This is a genomic window from Cupriavidus numazuensis (assembly GCF_905397435.1).
Taxonomy (GTDB): domain Bacteria; phylum Pseudomonadota; class Gammaproteobacteria; order Burkholderiales; family Burkholderiaceae; genus Cupriavidus; species Cupriavidus numazuensis.
Genome location: NZ_CAJPVI010000025.1, coordinates 12,383 through 29,098, shown reverse-complemented (window position 1 = coordinate 29,098; position 16,716 = coordinate 12,383). Strand labels below are relative to the sequence as shown.

Here is a 16,716-nt window from a genome sequence, read left to right as displayed (position 1 = left end):
TCTCTTCTCGCTATACCGGATTGTCCCCATGACCACCACTGCCAAGCGTGCTGTGCCGCCCTCCCCCAAGAGCCAGGTGCGGCCGCCGCGCACACCGCTTTCCGTGATGCTGATCTGGGCGATCGTGCTGGCCATGCTTGTCCTGTCCTGGAACGGCGCCGACATGCGCCCGCTGGACCTGCTGCGCGATTCTGGCAACATGGCGCAGTTCGCCGCCGACTTCTTCCCGCCCGATTTCCGCGACTGGCGCCATTACCTCGACGAAATGCTCGTCACGGTGCAGATCGCCGTTTGGGGCACGGCCATCGCCGTGTTCATGGCCGTGCCGTTCGGCCTGCTGTGTTCGGCCAATATCGTGCCCGCATGGATCTACCAGCCGGCGCGCCGCGTCATGGATGCCTGCCGCGCCATCAACGAAATGGTCTTCGCCATGCTGTTCATCGTGGCCGTCGGGCTCGGTCCCTTCGCCGGCGTGCTGGCGCTCTGGATCCATACCACCGGCGTGCTGGCCAAGCTGTTTGCCGAAGCCGTCGAAGCGATCGATCCGCGCCCTGTCGAAGGCGTGCGAGCTACCGGCGCCGGCCCGCTGGAGGAGATCATCTATGGCGTGATTCCGCAGGTGCTGCCGCTGTGGCTGTCGTTCGCGCTGTATCGCTTCGAATCCAACGTGCGTTCGGCGTCGGTCGTCGGCATCGTCGGCGCGGGCGGCATCGGCACCGTGCTGTGGGAAATCATCCGCAGCTTCCAGTACGGCCAGACCTGTGCCGTGATGATCATCATCATCGTCTTTGTGACTGCCATTGACGTGATCTCGGCGCAGATCCGCAAGGTGCTGGTTTGATCGACAAAAATACTCCCTGCAGAACTTCCATGCTGACCCTGCCCCGCATTGAATCGCTGTTTGCGAGCCACGGTACTGCCTACTACGGCGGCGAAGCCATCAGCCAGACCGCCCACGCGCTGCAATGCGCGCAACTGGCCGAACAAGCCGGCGAGCCCGAGCCCCTGATCGTCGCCGCGTTCCTGCACGATGTCGGCCATCTGATGCTGGCCGAAAGCAGCACCACCGATATGCGGCACCAGGAAGCTGCTGCGGATGCGCTGGCTGAATTGTTCGGCCCGGATGTCACGGAGCCGATCCGTCTGCATGTCGCTGCCAAGCGGTATCTGTGTGCGGTGGACGCGGGCTACTTCAGTACGCTGTCCGAAGCGTCGGTGCACAGCCTTGCTCTGCAGGGTGGGCCCTACGATGCCACCCAGGCAAGGGCGTTCGCTGCTGGCTCGCATGCGGATGCCGCGGTCCGCCTGCGGCGCTATGACGATCTGGCGAAGGTGGTTGATCTGGGGACGCCGCCGGTGGCGCACTACGTGGATATGGCTGCACGTTGCTTGCGTGCGGCATGAGGGAATTGGTACGGACGCTGCGCGAGGGCTTGGCAGGTGGTTCGCTGGTGTAGTCGGCGGGGGCTTGTCGTTCGGGATGGGTTATCGTGCTTGGCAGGCGCTGCTGTTTCGCCGGCGTAGCCGGCGGGGCTTCTCGTTGGGGGGGGTATCGCTCTTCGCTGGCGCGGCTGTTTCGCCGGCGTAGCCGGCGACCTACTTTTACCCGAGCGGTAAAAGTAGGCAAAAGCGCGTTTACGTGGTCAACCACGAGCTCAATGCCATTGTTGCATCAGAGGACCACTGGACTGCCTGCCGCGTAGATGATTAGGATGGGACAGCGCGTACGAGCGAACCCGGATTACGGAGTGGTCCCTTCTAACACCCTCATCGCGGGGACGCCTACGGCTGCGCTACGCGCGGCTCGGAGTAAGACCGCCAAGGTCTGACCCGAACCTCGCCTCGGTGACGATGCCTTGGGCGCATTGCATGCGCGTAGAGACGGGAAATCAGGAACTGGAACTGAATTCGGGACTCGTGAGCCAGCCACGCTGATGAGCTTGCACCCAGACGACGCCGTGCGCGCAGCGCAGCCGAAGGCGTCCCACCGCTGAGGCTATTGAAACGCTGTACCCGAGTCCGTCTTGGGGATCGTCCAAACGCCGTGCCGCGCGAGGCACAGGTTCTGACTCACATGGCGTAGCAGGGTCGAACCACTGACCACCATCGCAGGCGTCCAAAGCCGTTTGAACCACTGCCGCCGTGGAATTGATGGCCAGCGGCAACGACGCGCTTTTCTGCCTACTCTTTTGTCGCTCGGACAAAAGAGTAGGTCGCCGGCTACGCCGGCGAAACAGCGGCGCCAGCCAAGAACGACACCTCAATCCCAACTACAAAACCCCCGCCGGCTACGCCGGCGAAACAGCGGCGCCTGCCAAGAACGACACCCCCATACCCTGACCCCCCCCGTTGTACTAAACTCCCCCGTAATCTCTCAAAAAAACAACAATGACAAAAACCGAATCCGCCGACGCCCAGGCTGCCGTGGGCGCCGTACTTGCTTCGCTGATCCATGATCAGCGCGAACTCCATCTGACGCTCCCTGGCGTTGGGACCCTTCACGCACGGGTGCTGAACGTGGACATGGCCGCAAGACGCTTCGTCGTGGAATGCGTGGGTGCCGTACAGGCGCTGGCGACGCTGCCAGCGGATTCCCACCTCCTGGCAGGCGAAGCATCGGCTGTCATTGACGACGTCGCGCTGACCTTCGCCATCGACGTGCCGCGCACTGCTGCGGACACCTTCGCCGCGGACTTCCCGGCAGGGTTCCGCATGGAACAGCGCCGCGCGCATTTCCGTGTCGACACCACCGACTACGCCTATGTCGCGGAAGCACGTACGGTCGGCGGCGATACGGTGCGCCTGAGGATCGCGGACCTGTCTGCATCCGGTGTCGGCCTGTGTTCCGACGAGACCAATCCTGACTTGCTGCCAGTGGGCGCCCTCTTGTCCGATGCCACGCTGCACTTCGGCACGCTGGCCAGCATGGAAACCGCGCTGCGGGTCGTGCGCCACCAGGCCAGCGACGGCCCGGATGGCATCCGCTACCACTTCGGCTGCGAGTTCGTCGGCACGCAAGCGCGGGTTCTCGGCTAGCACGCCCACGCCCACGCTCACGCTCGCCGTAACGCCCCGCTGAGTACTTTTACTCTGTTCGGCCAGACCGCATTCGGCGATATTGCGGTCATGTGAAGTATTGTCCCGGTCCGCGACGAGGCGGCCCGGGACGGTACTCACCGTGCTTGGGCGTACTGCAACGAGTGCCAGGACGGCGTACGCCTTGTCAACAGCTGTGCTTCAAGCCGTCCGTTTCACGCTTAGCATGCCCCCTGACATCGCCCCCACGCTGCCCACGATCCTCGTTGTCGACGACACGCCGGAAGTCCGCGATCTGCTCGCCGACGCCCTCCGCCAGGACTATCGGGTCATTACCGCCAGCAACGGCATGGTCGCGATTGCGATGGCGCGTTCGGCATCGCCCGACCTCGTCCTGCTCGATGTGATGATGCCAGGCATGGACGGCTATGCCGTGTGCCGGACGCTGAAGCAGTCGGCATCGACCTGCGATATTCCTGTCGTGTTCCTCACCAGCGGCACGGAGGAACATGGCGAAGTGCTGGGCTTCGAGGCCGGGGCGGCCGACTATATCCGCAAGCCGCTGAGCCTGCCGTTGCTGCGCGTTCGCGTCGCCGCGCAGATGCGGCTGAAGCTGTTCCGAGACAAGCTGGCGGAGCGCGCCGGGCGCTACGAAGAGGAAACCCGCATGCGCGAGCAGGAGGTCGGCTCGATGCAGAACGCGACCATCGTCGCGCTGGCCTCGCTGGTGGAGGCGCGCGACAACGAAACCGGCAACCATATTCGCCGCACGCAGCACTATGTACGGCTGCTCGCAACACAGTTGCAACCGCATCCGCGTTTTCGCGACGTGCTGACCGATGACGTGATTGCGACGCTGTTCAAGTCCGCTCCGCTCCACGACATCGGCAAGGTCGGCATCCAGGACCACATCCTGCTGAAGCCCGGCAAGCTGACGCCGGAGGAGTTCGCGGTCATGAAAACGCATACCACGCTCGGCGCTGCGGTGATCGCGCGTGCGGAGGTGCAGTGTGGATCGGACCAGTCGTTCCTGAGCTGCGCGCGGGAAATCGCGCAGTTCCATCATGAGAAGTGGGATGGCAGCGGTTATCCGGAAGGCCGTGCCGGCGATGCCATTCCGCTCTCGGCGCGGCTGATGGCGATTGCCGATGTCTATGACGCGCTGGTCAGCCGGCGCATCTACAAGCCTGCGTTTCCGCATGAGCAGGCCGTGCGTATCATCACGGCCGAGCGCGGGCGACATTTCGATCCGGACATGGTCGACGCGTTCCTGATGGTCGAGCACGAGTTCGACGCGATAGCGCTGCGCTATTCCGACGCGGATATCGCATTTCCGTTGCGGAGCCTGACGTACGCAAACTGAGCCGCGCGACAAGGCTTCGATGGTGGCGCCGCGGCGCCACGCCGGGCTCAGGACGCCGGTGCGGATACAACGCCGACCAGGCGTGCGAAGGCTTCGGCCGAATCCGCCAGCGCGCCGCTGTTGTCGATCTCGACCAGCCGGCACTGCGCAGGCACGGCGAACGCTTCGGTCGCACGCGCCAGCCGCCTTGCAATCGCATCCTCCGGTTCGCGGCCGCGCTGCCGCAACCGCGCGGCCAGCACTTCCGGCTTGACGCGGACATGCACGGCACACAGTTGCGGATAGCGTGCCACCGCATGCGGCAGGTATTCGCGCGAGCCGTTGACGATGACCTTCAGGCCGCGCGCCATCCATTGCTCGATCTCGAGGCCGATGCCGTAGTGCAGCCCGTGGCTGCGCCAGTGCAGCGCCAGGCAGCCAAGCCCCGCGCGACGCGCGAACTCGTCTGCCGACAGCGACACCGACGCCTCGTTGGCATCGGCATCGCGCGTGATATAGCGGTGGGCGACGACGACGCGGTCGTCCGGACCAAGCCGATCATGCAGCGCGCGCAGCAGCGAATCCTTGCCGCTGCCCGACGGCCCCATGACATAGAACAGGCCTGTGCCGTTGATGTTCGCGGTCCGCGTCATGATTCGAGGTAGCCGGCGCCGGCGCCATGGCGTACGAGCCCGTCAAAGCCGTAGTGGCGCCCGACAACGAAGTCCTGCCCCGCTTTTGGCTGCACGAAAACGCTGATGCCATCCACGTGCAGCGGCGACTCGAGCAGTGTGCGGCAATCGGCGGACAGCCGCGCCAGCGCGGCATCGGCGTCCACCGGAGACAGCATGCCCGTCAACGTGATATGGAACTTGAACGTATCGAAGACATAGGGGTAGCCCCAGGCTTCGAGCATCAGGCGCTGTGCGGGGGTGAGCTGATCGGGTTTGCGTCGGGCCACTTCTTCGCGCGTGGCCGGCGCGCGGAATGGTTCGAATGCCTGTACGCAGGTATCGGCGAGCGCGTGCATGTCGCGCGCGCCACCCGTGTTCTCGTCCAGGCACCACGCCAGGAAGCCGCGCAGCGAGCGCAGCACCAGCGGCGCATCGAACGCCGCGCGTGTCTTCGCAAAGGCGCGCGCGGCGGCATCAAGCTCCGCCGCATCGGTGCCGGTGGCCAGCCTGAACGGCGGCTTCAGCGTCGCGTGCAGGCCATAGTGCGCGGGCGCATCGATCCATGCCTGCGGACGATCCGCGTGGGAAAGCGCGATGCCGGTGTCGGCGTCGCGGCCGAGCCACTGGCTGCCAAACGTGCGGAAGGGCTCGCCCGGAGCAAGGTAGATGGCGTAGCGATGGGCTTGCATGGTCATGCCGCCATGCTGTCGTTGCGGGCCACGTCCACCCCGCCGATATCGGTCATGGGCAGCGACATGGCCGCGTGCTTCAGTTCGCCACCGACGATCGTGCCGACGACCCGCGGCAGGCCGGGGTGGCGGTCATCGACGACGATGGCATCGGCGCGCAGGCCCGGTATCAACGCTCCACGGTCGCGCAGGCCGGCGGCGCGCGCCGGATTGCGCGATACCAGCTTCCAGGCGCCGGGCAGGTCTACCACGCCAAGCTGCGCGAGCTTGAACGCTGCCTGCAGCGGCGCCGGATAGTAGTAGTCCGACGCAAGCACCGTGCACAGGCCGGCCGATACCATCTCGGTCGCATTGGGCGCGCCGGTGTGGCTGGTGCCTCGCATCACATTGGGCGCGCCGAATACGACGTCATCACCCAACTGCCGGGCCGCATGCGCGGTTTCCACCGTAAGCGGGAACTCTGCAATGCGGCAACCCTGGCGGTGATGGTGCTGCCGTGTGGCCAGGTCAGGATCATCGTGCGATGCGACCGGCAACCCGGCGGCGCGCGCCGCCGCGATCAGGCGCGACATCGCCGCGGGCACGTCCTGCGCATGCCGGCTGGCGGTACGCAGTCGCGTGCGGAAGGTCTCGGCGTCGCACTCGGCTCGCTCCGCGTATTGCTGAACCTTGCGCTCATCGCCGATGCGCTGTGCCATGGTCGGCAAATGGTCATTGATGGCCAGCAGCCCCACGCGCCCCGCTTCCATCCAGGCGAGTGCCGTTTCAACGCCCTCCAGGTGATGGGCCTCGAAACGCAGATGGACCATGTGCCCGGCACCGAGCACCGGCCGCAGCTGAGCGAGGGCCTCGAACATCCGCAACGCGTAGGCTTCGCCGCGCAGGCCACCTTCCCATGACAGCGTCACGCCGTGGAATTCGGTGGTGATGCCATGGGCAAGGAGTTGCCGGTCGACGTCGAGCAGCGCAGTGGCATAGGGAAAGCTGACGCCGGGCCGCGGCATCACGGCGCGCTCGAACGCATCGCCATGAATATCGACGATGCCGGGCAGCACCAGCAGATCGCCTGCATCCAGGCACGGCCCTGCCTGTGGCCCCTGCAGCGCGGGCTGTGTCAGGCAACCGTCCTGGAATCCCAGCGTGGCTGGGCCGATGCCGCCGGTGCCCAGCACGCGGCGGCCTGTGATCCCCGCGAGCGGGGCCGAAGTAGCTTGGCTAGTGGTATGCATGGGTAGCAAGTTAGCGCGCGTTGATGACAGCCAGATGTCTAGACCAATATCGCGGGGGCCGGTTCCTGGCTTGTCACCGGGTCTTCAGGGAACGATTGGCGATTCGCTGTCCGAGACGGTGAGCTGCACCCAGTCTCCGGCAAAGCGGGTCATGCTGTATTGCAGCGGCGAGCCGTCGATGTCGACATTGAGTGCTTCGACCTGCAGCACGGGGCGCGTCTTCGGCTGGTTCAGCAGGCGTGCGACCGGTGCGCTCGGCATCGACGCGGTAATGCGTGACCACTTGCGTGTGTAGTCGGCAATGCCGAAGTGCGCGAGCGCGCGCGAGATCGACAGCTTCTCGCGAATTTCGTCGGCCAGGGCCGGAAAACGCTTGCCGTCGAAGTAATGCTCGGCGACGTCGATGGTGCGCTGCTCGGCCTTGCCGACCATCTGGACATGCAGGATGTCCGCCGTACGTGGCAACCCAAGGTGCCTGGCGACCTCCGGTGCGCGCACCATGCGGCTATCGAGAATCTCGATGTGGCCGCGCATGCCCTGCGCCGCAAGGTTCTGCGAAAACCGCGTGCGGCGACCGATCGCATAGTCGATCGCGTGTTCCTGGACGAACGTGCCGCGGCCCTGCTCGATCCGCACCAGGCCATTGAGCTCCAGTTCGCCCATGGCGCGGCGGATGGTGTGGCGGTTCACGGCGAACCGGCTGGCCAGCTCGGGCTCTGGCGGCAACTGCTCGCCGGGGCCATACAGCTTGTTGCGGATATCCTGCGCCAGCGCCTCGCCAATCTGGCGCCATACCGCAACGCCGGAACCTCGTTCGACTTCCTGATCAGACATCGTCTTGCCTTGCGTCGTGTTGCCTTGCCTTTTGTCATCAAGCATTCACCGGAGCGGATTTCACTGGAGGCCTGCGTCGGCTCGCGTGTCCTTATCCGGTCCATACCCGTGATTGTGCCTCAGCCCCGGCGCATGGCGTTCGAGACCAAGCGCCTGCCAGGTCCGTCATGAAAGCTTCATACCAGTGTGGTCTAGTGTCGCCGTGCTGATACAGTAAACATCTAAACGTATAGACGTATAGGGGTGACGATGCAAGACAACACCACAGTGGATGCCAGCGCTGCCCGTGCGGCGTGGCTGCGGATCCTTGCCCTCGCGCAGCCAGACGCGCTGGATGAGGTCTACGCGCAACTTTCCGGACAGGGCGCCTTGCCCGCCTACCGTCTGCTGCGCAAGCCGGAGGCTGGCATGGCCATGGTGCGCGGCCGTGCGGGCGGCACGGGGGAGCAGTTCAACCTAGGCGAAATGTCGGTGACGCGTTGCGCGGTCGTGCTTGAAGACGGCGCTGCCGAAGGCACAGCAGGCGTGGGGTACGTACAGGGCCGCAGCACGCGACACGCCGAACAGGCGGCCGTGCTGGACGCCCTGCTCCAGCGCGCCGACTGGCACCAGCGCGTGCACGACACCGTGCTTGCCCCGCTGGCACAGGCTCACGCCGCGCGCGCCGCCAATCGGGCGGGCGTTGCCGCACAGACGCGCGTGGAGTTTTTCACCATGGTTCGCGGAGAAGACTGAGATGCAAACGCTTCCCTTCACCACCACTGCCGCCGCGAGCGCGACGTTGTTGCCGGGTTTCGACAATCCCGTCGAAGACGCTCAGCAGGTGTTCCGCGCCACGCTCGATGCCATGGCGCGGCCTGGCACCGTGCAGCCATTGCCCGCCTCCAGCGGCGTGCCGGACGGTCTTTCGCCGGCGCAAGCCGCACTGCTGCTGACGCTCGCGGACGCCGACACCCCGGTGTGGCTGCCCGCCGGGGTGCCGGCTGCCGTGCGCGCGTTCCTGCGCTTCCACTGCGGTTGCCCGCTCGTCGATGACGTACGTGCCGCCACCTTCGTCTGCGTGCCCGCCGGCCATGCGCAACCGGCGCTGGCCGATTGCGCGCAGGGCGAGCCTGCCTATCCTGACCGCTCGGCGACGCTGATCGTCGAAATGGAATCCCTTGCCGACGGCGAGCCGCTGACGCTGCGCGGCCCCGGCATCGAAACCACGCAGGCCCTTCGCGTAGCGGGCCTGCCTGCGGGCTTCCGCACCGAATGGCGCGCCAACCATGCGGTGTTCCCGCTTGGCGTCGACCTGCTGCTCACCAGCGGCGAGCAATTCTGCGCCCTGGCGCGCACCACGCAACTGGAGGACTGACATGTACGTTGCCGTCAAGGGTGGCGAGCGCGCCATCCTCAATTCCTACCAGATGCTCGATGCCTATCGCCGCGGCGATACCTCGGTCCCCGAACTGACGCTGGCGCAGATCCGCGAGCAGATGCCGCTGGCCGTCTCGCGCGTGATGGCGGAAGGCTCGCTGTACGACCCGAACCTGGCCGCTCTCGCGCTCAAGCAGGCTGCGGGCGACCAGATCGAAGCGATCTTCCTGCTGCGCGCCTACCGCACCACGCTGCCACGCTTTGGCTACACGGTGCCGGTCGACACCGGCAAGATGCGCCTGGAACGCCGGATCTCGTCGACGTTCAAGGATGTGCCCGGCGGTCAGGTACTTGGCCCGACGTACGACTACACGCAGCGCCTGCTCGATTTCTCGCTCGAAGCCGAGCGCGACCCGGCTCCGCTGGCGCCGTCGGCGGAGCCGCTGGCGTCTGACATGCCGCGCGTGACCGCGCTGCTCGAAGCCGATGAATTGGTCGAGGCCGATGCCATCCCCCCCGGCGACCCGGCCCCGCCCGACCTGACGCGTGAACCGCTCACACTGCCGGCCGGCCGCGCCGCGCGCCTGCAGAACCTGGCGCGTGGCGACGAAGGCTTCCTGTTGTCGATGGGCTATTCCACGCAGCGTGGCTACGGCAACTCGCACCCGTTCGCGGCGGAGATTCGCTATGGCACCGCTGAAGTGGAACTCTTCGTGGAAGAACTCGGCTTTCCCATCACCATCGGCGAGGTCGAGCTGACCGAATGCCAGATGGTGAGCCAGTTCACCGGCAACGCCAATGAAGCGCCGCGCTTTACGCGTGGCTACGGGCTGGTGTTCGGCTACGGCGAACGCAAGGCCATGTCGATGGCGCTGGCCGACCGCGCGATGCGCGCCGCCGAGCTTGGCGAAGCCGCCGATGCTCCGGCCAACGACGTCGAGTTCATGCTCTACCACAGCGACAACGTCGAAGCCTCCGGCTTCGTGCAGCACCTGAAGCTGCCCCATTACGTCGACTTCCAGGCCAACCTGGAATTGCTGCGCCGCCTGCGCGCCGAGCAGGACGCTGCGCGTCCGGAAGCCGCACCTGCTGCCACCGTAGCCAACAACCAGCCGCAAGAGGAGACGCTGGCATGAGTCAGACCCACGCCACTGTCGCTCGCGACGACCATTACAACTTCGGCTACCTCGATGAGTCGACCAAGCGCATGCTGCGCCGCGCGCTGCTGAAAGCCGTAGCGATTCCCGGCTACCAGGTTCCGTTCGGCAGCCGCGAGATGCCGCTGCCGTATGGCTGGGGCACGGGTGGCATCCAGGTGACGGCTGCCATCATTGGTACGCAGGACGTGCTCAAGGTGATCGACCAGGGTTCGGACGACACCACCAACGCCATCAACATCCGCCGCTTCTTCGGCCGCGTGACGGGCGTGAAGACCACCGAGCGCACCGCCGAGGCGAGCATCATCCAGACGCGCCACCGCATTCCCGAATCGCCGCTGCGCGCCGGCCAGGTGATGGTGTTCCAGGTGCCGATCCCCGAGCCGCTGCGCTGGCTGGAGCCGAGCGAGCGCGAAACGCGCACCATGCACGCGCTGGCCGAATATGGCTCGATGCACGTCAAGCTGTACGAAGACATCGCCCATCACGGCCATATCGCCACGACCTACGACTATCCCGTGATCGTCAACCAGCGCTACATGATGCGTCCGTCGCCGATCCCGAAGTTCGACAACCCGAAGCTCGACCGCAGCCCTGCGCTGATGCTGTTCGGTGCCGGGCGCGAGAAGCGCGTCTACGCGGTGCCGCCATACACCTCGGTGAAGAGCCTCGATTTCGTCGACCATCCGTTCACCGTCGAGAAATGGAGCAGCTGCTGCGCCCAGTGCGGCGCGACCGACAGCTTCCTCGACGAGATCATTACCGACGATGCCGGCACGCGCATGTTCGTGTGCTCCGACACCGAATACTGCGGCGACCGTGTCGCCGCGCAGCAGGCCGAAGGAGCCGCACAATGAGCGCCACCCCGCTGCTTTCCGTCCGCAACCTCACGCGTACCTGGGACGGCGTGCATGGCTGCCATGACGTGAGCTTCGATCTCTATCCCGGCGAAGTGCTGTGCGTGGTCGGCGAATCCGGCTCCGGCAAGAGCACGCTGCTGCAGGCGCTGTCGATGCAGGCGCCGCCGCAGCGCGGCAGTGTCAGCTACGACATGCGCGAAACCGGCCTGACCGATCTGGCCACGCTATCGAGCGCGCGCATGCGCCTGCTGGCGCGTACCGACTGGGGCTTCGTGCGCCAGCATGCGCGTGACGGACTGCGCATGCAGGTCAGCGCCGGTGCCAATATCGCCGAACGGCTGATGGCGGTCGGCGAACGCCACTACGGCGACCTGCGCGAGATTGCCGGCGCGTGGCTCGAAAAGATGGAAATCGACCTGGGCCGCCTGGACGATGTGCCCACCACGTTCTCGGGCGGCATGCAGCAGCGCCTGCAAATCGCGCGCAACCTCGTCACGCATCCGCGGCTGGTCTTCATGGACGAACCCACGGCTTCGCTCGACGTCTCGGTGCAGGCGCGCCTGCTCGATCTGTTGCGCCGGCTGGTGACCGACCTCGATCTTGCCGCCATCCTGGTCACACACGACCTCGCCGTGGCCCGCCTGCTCGCGCACCGCACGCTGGTGATGCAAGGCGGCCGTGTGGTCGAGCAAGGCCTGACCGACCAGATTCTCGACGATCCGCAGCATCCTTATACGCAGCTGCTGGTTTCGTCCATCCTGCAAGGCTGACCATGACACAAGCCGCACCCAAGCAAGCCATGATCGAGGTCCGTGGCCTCGGCAAGATGTTCACGCTGCACAATCAGGGTGGCATCCGCCTGCCGGTACTGCAGGCGATCGATTTCGACGCCGCCGGCGGTGAATGCCTGGTCCTGTCGGGCCCGTCCGGCACCGGCAAGAGCACGCTGCTGCGCTGCCTGTACGGCAATTACCTGGCGACGGAAGGCACGATTCGCCTGCGTGATGCCACCGCACAGGACGCACCGTGGGTGACGCTCAGCCATGCGCCCGAGCAAGTCATCCTGAAGCTGCGCCGCGACGTGATCGGCTATGTCAGCCAGTTCCTGCGCGCGATTCCGCGGGTGTCGGCCATCGATGTCGTAGCCGACCCGCTGCAGCAGCGCGGTGCAAGCCACGAAGAAGCCCGCACCCGCGCCGCCGTGCTGCTGGAGCGCCTGAACGTGCCACGCCGGCTGTGGGACCTGCCGCCGGCCACGTTTTCGGGCGGCGAACAGCAACGCGTTAACATTGCACGTGGCCTGATCGGCGGACACCCAATCCTGCTGCTCGACGAGCCGACCGCCTCGCTCGACGCGGACAACCGCGCCGTGGTGGTCGAACTGATTCGCGAAGCGCTGGCCGATGGCCGTTGCCTGATCGGCATCTTCCACGATGACGCCGTGCGTGAAGCCGTCGCCACGCGCCTGCTGCCGCTGCAACCCGCGACGGCTCTTGCCTGAACGCCTTGCCTGACAGATACAGAGATACAGGAACCGGAAATGTCTTCCACCTACCTGACACACGCCACCCTGGTCCTGCCTGACCGCGTGTTGCCCGATAGCGCGCTGCTGATCGAGAACGGCCACATTGCCGCGATCGAACCGGCCCCGCATACCGTGCCGGCTTCGGCGCAGGTATTCGACCTGCGCGGCCACACCGTGATGCCCGGGCTGATCGACGTTCATTCGGACGCCATCGAAAAGGAAGCCGAACCGCGCGCTGGCGTGATGTTTCCGCTCGATTTCGCCGTGGCGCAGGTGGACCGCCGCAATGCCGCGGCCGGTATCACCACGCCGTACCACGCGCTGTCGTTCGCGAGCAACCAGTTCGGCGTGCGCAACAACGAAACCGCATCCACACTGGTGCGCACCGTGGCCGCCTATCGCAGCCACAGCCTCGTCGACAACCGCATCCATTGCCGCTATGAAGTGACCGATGCCACTGCCGTGCCGGTGCTCGAAGCACTGATGGCAGAAGGCGTCGTGGACCTGCTCTCGGTCATGGACCATTCGCCGGGACAGGGCCAGTTCAAGACGCTGGACGCTTACCTGTCGTACATGATGGGTAACCACGGCATGAGCCGCGAAGAGGCGGTCGATGCAGCCGAAAAGAAGGCCGCGCAGCTCGCAGGCGCGCATGAGCGTGTGCAGCGCCTGGTGGCGCAGGCCCACCGCCTGCAGATCCCGACGGCGAGCCACGACGACGATTCCCCGCAGCGCATTGCCGCGATGCACGCGCTCGGCGTGCGCATGAGCGAGTTCCCGATCAACGTGGAAACCGCGCAGGCGGCGGCAGACCACGCGCTGCCGACCATCCTTGGCGCGCCCAACGTGCTGCGCGGCAAGAGCCAGAGCGGCTCGATGCGCGCGATCGACGCGATCCACGCGGGCGTTGGCCATATCCTGTGCTCGGACTACCAGCCCTCGACGCTGATCGCAGCCGCCTTCACCGCCGCGCAGCAGGCCGGACTGCCGCTCAACGAGGCGCTCGCACTGGTGACGGCCAACCCGGCCGACGCGTGCCTGCTGAGCGACCGGGGCCGCCTGGTGCCGGGTTCGCGTGCGGACGTGATCGCCGTCTCCCATGTCGCCGGACAGCCGCTGGTGACGCACACATGGTGCGCTGGGCGGCTGGTGTTCTCTGCCGGCTACCCGGCCGTGCAGCACGTACGCGCCCAGGCGCCGGGGGTGCAAGCCCCGGTGCGCGAGGTCGCGTGATATGCCTGCGCCGCGTGTAGTCGCCGTCAGCCGCAGCCCCCGGCATGCGTTCAGCAAGACAGGCGAGGATGCCATTCGCCTGCTGCCCGGACTGGGCGTGGAAGGCGATGCCCATGCCGGCGCCACCGTGCAGCACCGTTCGCGCGTGGCGGTGGACCCGACGCGGCCCAACCTGCGCCAGGTTCACCTGATCCATGCCGAACTCCACGCCGAGCTGGCGACGGCAGGCTTTGCCGTCGCCTATGGCGAGCTTGGCGAGAACATCACCACCACCGGCATCGATCTGCTCGCGCTGCCGACGGGCACGCGGCTGCGGATCGGCGACGCCGAGATCGAGGTCACCGGCCTGCGCAACCCATGCGCGCAGATCGAGCAATTCCGGCAGGGATTGCTCGCGCAGGTCGTGTACCGCGACGCGCAAGGGCAGCTGGTGCGCAAGGCCGGCGTGATGGGCGTGGTCCTGGCCGGCGGCATCATCCGGCCCGGCGACAACATCGAGGCGGTGTTGCCGCCGCTGCCACACCGCGCGCTGGAGCGCGTGTAGCGAGCGCTCCAGCGTTCAGTCGATGGTGATATGCCGCTGGCGGATCAGCCCCGCCCAGCGGACGCTTTCCTTCTGGATCGTCGCGGCAAGCTGTTCCGGCGTGCCGCCGGCCGCTTCCATGCCGAGCGTTGCGAGCTTTTCCTTGAGCGCAGGGTCCGCCAGCACGGTATCCGTTTGCTTGCTGAGCTTGCGCAGCACGTCCTGCGGCGTGCCGGCCGGTGCCATCAATGCGTACCACGATACGGCCTCGAACTTCGGCAATCCCTGCTCGGCAATGGTCGGCACGTCGGGCAGTACGGCCGAGCGGCGCGCGCTGGCCACGCCGAGCGGCACCAGCTTGCCGGCCTTGATATAGGGCAGCGCCGACGAAAGCTGCGCGAACATCATCGTCACCTGTCCGCCCACCACATCGGTCATGGCCGGGCTCACGCCCTTGTACGGCACGTGGATCAGCTTGATGTTGGCATCCTGCTGCAGCAGTTCGCCGGCCAGGTGCGCCTGGCTGCCGGCACCGGGGGACGCAAAGGTAAGCTGGCCCGGCTTCTGTGCGGCCAGCTTGAGCAGGTCCGACAGCGATTTCACCGATGTGGAGGCGTTCACCACCAGCACGTTCTCGGCCGTGGCCAGCATGGCTACCGGCGCGAGGTCGGCGGGCTTGTACGGCAGGTTCGGCATCAGCGACGGATTCACGGCGATATTGCCGACCGGCACGATCGCGAGCGTGTAGCCGTCGGGCGCGGCCTTGGCCACCATGTCGACGCCGATGGTGCCGGCGGCGCCGGCCTTGTTGTCGACCAGCACGCTCTGGCCGGTGGCTTTTGAGATTCCCTCTCCCACCGTGCGGCCGAGCACATCGGCCGGCCCGCCCGCCGCGAACGGCACCACCATGCGCACGGGCTTTGCCGGATAGTGCTGCGCGGCGCCCTGGGCCTGTGCGGGCGCAAGTGCGAGCCACGGCATGCAGGCCGCGACGCAAGCGAGCAGATAGCGCGCGGCAATACGGTTGACGATAGTTTTGCTGACTGGCTTCATTGCAGTTCCCCCTGGCTTGACCTTACGTAACAACAATCCGGTTTGTGGCGCATGCGGGCGTGGTTTCAGGCGACGCGCAATCCGCGCTCACTGCCGATGGCGCGCGCGATCACGATCTGCAGGATCTGGCTCGTCCCTTCGTACAGCCGCAGCAGGCGTGCATCGCGATACATACGCTCGACCGGATAGTCGGCGACATAGCCCGCGCCGCCGAACACCTGCACCGCGCGGTCGGCCACGCGGCACAGCATCTCGGACGAAAAGTACTTGGCCGCGGCCGCTTCCTTCAAAGCGCTGCGCGCCGTGTCGATCTGCCGCGCTGCAGCCAGCGTCATCGCGCGCGCGGCCTGGATGTCGACCTCCGAATCGGCAAGCATGGCCTGCACAAGCTGGAAGTCGATGATGGCGCGCCCGAACTGGCGTCGCTCGCCCGCGTACGCCACGGCTTCATCGAGCAAGCGCTGTGCCATGCCGACGCCCATCGCGGCAATATTGATGCGGCCATGGTCGAGCGTTTTCATCGCGGTGCGGAAACCCCTGCCTTCTTCGCCGCCGATCAACCGTTCCGCCGGCACGCGCACGTTGTCGAACACGACATCGGCGATCTGGGAGCTGCGGTGACCCATCTTCTTTTCTGGCTTGCCGACGGTCAGCCCAGGGCTGTTCCTGTCGACGATGAACGCGCTGACACCCGCCGCGCCCGGTTGCGACGCATCAGTGCGCACCATGACGGTGAAGACATCGGCCCGCGTGGCGTTGGTGATGAAGCGCTTGGTGCCGTTGAACACGTAGTCGCCGCCCTGCCGCTCGGCGCGCGTACTGAGGCTGCCGGCATCCGAACCGGCGCCGGGCTCGGTCAGCGCAAAGGCGCCGACGAGTTCGCCGGTCGCAAGACGCGGCAGGAACTCCGCCTTCTGGGCGTCGGTGCCGTCGAGCGAGATCGCACGCGAGCCGATGCCCAGGTTCGAACTGTAGACATAGCGGAACGCGGGCGAACTCAGGCTCAGGATCATCTGGAAGCGTGCCTGCTGCTCCGCGCTCAGTCCGCTGCCGCCATACTCCTGCGCGATCGACAAGCCGAAGTAGCCCTGCGCTTTCATCGCCTCGATGATTGCATCGGGGACACGGTCGGTCTCTTCGACTTCCTGTTCACGCGGCATCAAAGGCTCGCGCACGAATCGCTCGGTCGCGGCGAGCATCTG

The 16,716-nt window shown here is 66.2% G+C and carries 18 protein-coding genes; 12 read left to right on the top strand and 6 right to left on the bottom strand.

Going from position 1 to position 16,716, the window contains the following annotated elements; genetic code table 11:
- Positions 1-28 precede the first annotated feature (28 nt).
- From phnE to KHO41_RS19975, 4 genes are all read left to right on the top strand, one after another.
- Entirely contained in the window at positions 29-841 is an 813-nt protein-coding gene (gene phnE, locus KHO41_RS19990; RefSeq protein ID WP_211955028.1) for a phosphonate ABC transporter, permease protein PhnE, read from the top strand.
- A gap of 29 nt (positions 842-870) precedes the next feature.
- A complete protein-coding gene (locus KHO41_RS19985) occupies positions 871-1,404 on the top strand; it encodes a phosphonate degradation HD-domain oxygenase (protein ID WP_211955027.1) in 534 nt (177 codons plus the stop codon).
- Positions 1,405-2,388: 984 nt separating this feature from the next.
- Positions 2,389-3,036 carry a flagellar brake protein gene (locus KHO41_RS19980; RefSeq protein ID WP_211955026.1) on the top strand — a complete coding sequence of 216 codons (648 nt, stop codon included), beginning with the start codon at positions 2,389-2,391 and terminating at the stop codon, positions 3,034-3,036.
- A 226-nt stretch (positions 3,037-3,262) separates the two neighbouring features.
- Positions 3,263-4,399, top strand: a complete 1,137-nt coding sequence (locus tag KHO41_RS19975; RefSeq protein ID WP_211955025.1) for an HD-GYP domain-containing protein — start codon at positions 3,263-3,265, stop codon at positions 4,397-4,399.
- Positions 4,400-4,446: 47 nt separating this feature from the next.
- Here the strand turns inward: KHO41_RS19975 and phnN are convergent, their stop codons facing one another.
- From phnN to phnF, 4 genes are all read right to left on the bottom strand, one after another.
- Positions 4,447-5,031 carry a phosphonate metabolism protein/1,5-bisphosphokinase (PRPP-forming) PhnN gene (gene phnN, locus KHO41_RS19970; protein WP_211955024.1) on the bottom strand — a complete coding sequence of 195 codons (585 nt, stop codon included), beginning with the start codon at positions 5,029-5,031 and terminating at the stop codon, positions 4,447-4,449.
- Complete coding sequence (locus KHO41_RS19965) at positions 5,028-5,747, bottom strand: DUF1045 domain-containing protein (RefSeq protein WP_211955023.1); 720 nt, start codon at positions 5,745-5,747, stop codon at positions 5,028-5,030. Before KHO41_RS19965 ends, phnN begins: the two co-directional genes overlap by 4 nt.
- The gene (locus KHO41_RS19960) at positions 5,744-6,970 is read right to left on the bottom strand and encodes an alpha-D-ribose 1-methylphosphonate 5-triphosphate diphosphatase (RefSeq protein WP_211955022.1); all 1,227 of its coding nucleotides are present in this window, start codon (positions 6,968-6,970) and stop codon (positions 5,744-5,746) included. Before KHO41_RS19960 ends, KHO41_RS19965 begins: the two co-directional genes overlap by 4 nt.
- An 84-nt stretch (positions 6,971-7,054) precedes the next feature.
- Positions 7,055-7,804: a phosphonate metabolism transcriptional regulator PhnF gene (gene phnF / locus KHO41_RS19955; RefSeq protein ID WP_211955021.1), complete on the bottom strand. Its 750-nt coding sequence runs from the start codon at positions 7,802-7,804 to the stop codon at positions 7,055-7,057.
- A 249-nt stretch (positions 7,805-8,053) separates the two neighbouring features.
- On the opposite strand from phnF, the gene phnG reads away from it, so the two are divergent.
- Genes phnG through KHO41_RS19915 form a run of 8 tightly spaced genes read left to right on the top strand, consistent with a single transcriptional unit; the run spans position 8,054 to position 14,482 of the window.
- On the top strand, positions 8,054-8,539 hold the full coding sequence (phnG, locus tag KHO41_RS19950) for a phosphonate C-P lyase system protein PhnG (protein ID WP_211955020.1): 486 nt from the start codon (positions 8,054-8,056) through the stop codon (positions 8,537-8,539).
- A gap of 1 nt (position 8,540) precedes the next feature.
- The gene (gene phnH, locus KHO41_RS19945) at positions 8,541-9,161 is read left to right on the top strand and encodes a phosphonate C-P lyase system protein PhnH (protein WP_211955019.1); all 621 of its coding nucleotides are present in this window, start codon (positions 8,541-8,543) and stop codon (positions 9,159-9,161) included.
- 1 nt (position 9,162) lies between these two features.
- Positions 9,163-10,299: a carbon-phosphorus lyase complex subunit PhnI gene (locus tag KHO41_RS19940; RefSeq protein ID WP_211955018.1), complete on the top strand. Its 1,137-nt coding sequence runs from the start codon at positions 9,163-9,165 to the stop codon at positions 10,297-10,299.
- Positions 10,296-11,177 carry an alpha-D-ribose 1-methylphosphonate 5-phosphate C-P-lyase PhnJ gene (locus KHO41_RS19935; protein WP_211955017.1) on the top strand — a complete coding sequence of 294 codons (882 nt, stop codon included), beginning with the start codon at positions 10,296-10,298 and terminating at the stop codon, positions 11,175-11,177. The genes KHO41_RS19940 and KHO41_RS19935 overlap by 4 nt, the downstream gene beginning before the upstream one ends.
- Positions 11,174-11,950 (top strand): phosphonate C-P lyase system protein PhnK, encoded by a 777-nt coding sequence (gene phnK / locus KHO41_RS19930; protein WP_211955016.1) that lies wholly within the window; start codon positions 11,174-11,176, stop codon positions 11,948-11,950. Before KHO41_RS19935 ends, phnK begins: the two co-directional genes overlap by 4 nt.
- A 2-nt stretch (positions 11,951-11,952) precedes the next feature.
- Positions 11,953-12,681 (top strand): phosphonate C-P lyase system protein PhnL, encoded by a 729-nt coding sequence (gene phnL, locus KHO41_RS19925; RefSeq protein ID WP_211955015.1) that lies wholly within the window; start codon positions 11,953-11,955, stop codon positions 12,679-12,681.
- A 39-nt stretch (positions 12,682-12,720) separates the two neighbouring features.
- The gene (locus KHO41_RS19920; RefSeq protein ID WP_211955014.1) at positions 12,721-13,938 is read left to right on the top strand and encodes an alpha-D-ribose 1-methylphosphonate 5-triphosphate diphosphatase; all 1,218 of its coding nucleotides are present in this window, start codon (positions 12,721-12,723) and stop codon (positions 13,936-13,938) included.
- 1 nt (position 13,939) lies between these two features.
- Positions 13,940-14,482 carry an MOSC domain-containing protein gene (locus KHO41_RS19915; RefSeq protein ID WP_211955013.1) on the top strand — a complete coding sequence of 181 codons (543 nt, stop codon included), beginning with the start codon at positions 13,940-13,942 and terminating at the stop codon, positions 14,480-14,482.
- Between the two features lie 15 nt (positions 14,483-14,497).
- On the opposite strand, the gene KHO41_RS19910 is transcribed toward KHO41_RS19915, so the two are convergent.
- Together KHO41_RS19910 and KHO41_RS19905 are read right to left on the bottom strand one after the other, a co-directional pair.
- A complete protein-coding gene (locus tag KHO41_RS19910) occupies positions 14,498-15,514 on the bottom strand; it encodes a tripartite tricarboxylate transporter substrate binding protein (protein WP_211955012.1) in 1,017 nt (338 codons plus the stop codon).
- A 65-nt stretch (positions 15,515-15,579) separates the two neighbouring features.
- Positions 15,580-16,713 (bottom strand): acyl-CoA dehydrogenase family protein, encoded by a 1,134-nt coding sequence (locus KHO41_RS19905; protein ID WP_211955011.1) that lies wholly within the window; start codon positions 16,711-16,713, stop codon positions 15,580-15,582.
- Positions 16,714-16,716 lie beyond the last annotated feature (3 nt).